The 1,467-nt window shown below is 44.3% G+C and carries 2 protein-coding genes, 1 tRNA gene and 1 riboswitch; of the genes, 1 reads left to right on the top strand and 2 read right to left on the bottom strand.

Going from position 1 to position 1,467, the window contains the following annotated elements; translation table 11 throughout:
* The first annotated feature begins 9 nt into the window (after positions 1–9).
* The gene (locus ABES02_RS29890) at positions 10–168 is read left to right on the top strand and encodes a transketolase-like TK C-terminal-containing protein (protein WP_430141707.1); all 159 of its coding nucleotides are present in this window, start codon (positions 10–12) and stop codon (positions 166–168) included.
* Positions 169–623: 455 nt separating this feature from the next.
* On the opposite strand, the gene ABES02_RS29885 is transcribed toward ABES02_RS29890, so the two are convergent.
* Both ABES02_RS29885 and ABES02_RS29880 read right to left on the bottom strand, forming a co-directional pair.
* Complete coding sequence (locus ABES02_RS29885) at positions 624–827, bottom strand: hypothetical protein (RefSeq protein ID WP_430141705.1); 204 nt, start codon at positions 825–827, stop codon at positions 624–626.
* A gap of 104 nt (positions 828–931) precedes the next feature.
* Positions 932–1,017: riboswitch (cyclic di-GMP riboswitch) on the bottom strand.
* Positions 1,018–1,364: 347 nt separating this feature from the next.
* Positions 1,365–1,440, bottom strand: a tRNA-Ala gene (locus ABES02_RS29880).
* Positions 1,441–1,467: the final 27 nt, after the last annotated feature.

Raw genomic sequence — 1,467 nt, 5'->3', positions numbered from 1 at the left:
ACGATCGAGATGGGGACTACGCAGGGTTGGCGGGAGTATGCGGGCGATCATGGAGCGATGATGGGCATTAACCGTTTCGGCGCGTCCGCACCCGCTTCCAGGGTGATCGGGGAATACGGCTTCACTGTGGAAGAAGTCGTACGCCGAGTCGAGCATTTATTGCGATAAAATGGCTTGTTCGGTTCGTAGCCCTATCGATGAAGATGCAGTCGTACTTTCTATGAAGCTTTTCTTCTATTTCCATTTTAAAAGAATAATATAGGCGGATCGCACATAAATATAGCTTAACAGCGACTACATTGAAAAAGAGAGATCAATTATGGAGCGTAATCTTTTGGTCGAACTTCTTCTCGATTTGTTTAAAATCGTCATATTCCAAGCTTATATCATCGTGTTTAAGCATGCCCAGTGGATACAACTGCCGATGGTCAAGGAGATTATGTTCATCTACACTTTGATTTTTTTCGGCATCTTCTTTGTATCAATCTATTCTCCTGTCCGGAACGCGGAGGATGCTTGCTCCCGATGTCAGTCGTGATGCAGCTTGATGGGAGAATGCGTAACCGTCTTGCCCAAACAAGAAAGACAGCTCCGATCGGGGCTGTCTTTCTTGCTGATACACATTATACGAGATACGGCTGCTTCTCACTTGCGTTTTCCTGCATCCATTGAAACAGAACTTGCAGCGATTCCCTTAATTCGGCGAGCTGCCGATCGGATGCCAGACACAACGTCGACAGTAATTGTTGCGATAGTTCTTCTCCCAAAATATCCGACAAATTGTCTTGAACCTTTGTTTCCAATAGGACTCCGGTTGTGTTGTTCATTTCAGTCCGCCTCCATGAATGATAGAACATCGAATCAAGCAGCGGGACCGTCAGTAAAAATCTCCTTGCGCGAAAGGGAGGCATACTCGTATGCGTCTCTATCTTTCGGCAGCTGGCTGACATAGTGCTTCACACTGTAGTCCCTTTAGCTTTGCGTCCCTGACTTTCATCAGGTTTGCCATTGATCAAAATAAAATAAAATTTAGGTTTATTATACCATAGGGCCTATTGAAAATCGAGCATATTTAAAAATTTGTAGTTCTAAAGGCATGATGTACGCTCCGACTTTATCTTTTTTCGTTCCGTTGTGCTTCGCACAAAGGTCACTTCAAAAAGATAAATCTTCGCTCGTAGTTAAAACCAAAAAGATTTGATCATAAGATCATCTTTAAGGATGATTCAGCATTTGTTGCTTTGTTTCGATTATCTAGTTTTCAAGGAACAAATCTTTGTTCGCTGCCGTTTAACGGGCAGGAAGATCATCTTACCACAGCAGCCGTTACCGTTCAACCGGTAATACTTGCTAAGTAAATGTTATGGTGGAGCCAAGCGGGATCGAACCGCTGACCTCCTGCTTGCAAGGCAGGCGCTCTCCCAGCTGAGCTATGGCCCCATGTATTATTTAATTATATGGTGGGCC

The organism is Neobacillus pocheonensis, from assembly GCF_050477905.1.
GTDB classification, from domain to species: Bacteria; Bacillota; Bacilli; order Bacillales; family Cytobacillaceae; genus Neobacillus; species Neobacillus pocheonensis_A.
This window is presented reverse-complemented; position numbering and strand designations above follow the sequence as displayed.

Excerpts from the sequence above, each read along its gene's own strand:
- ABES02_RS29885 (WP_430141705.1), bottom strand. The coding sequence starts at position 827 with ATGAACAACACAACCGGAGTCCTATTGGAAACAAAGGTTCAAGACAAT.
- ABES02_RS29890 (WP_430141707.1), top strand. The coding sequence starts at position 10 with ATGGGGACTACGCAGGGTTGGCGGGAGTATGCGGGCGATCATGGAGCG.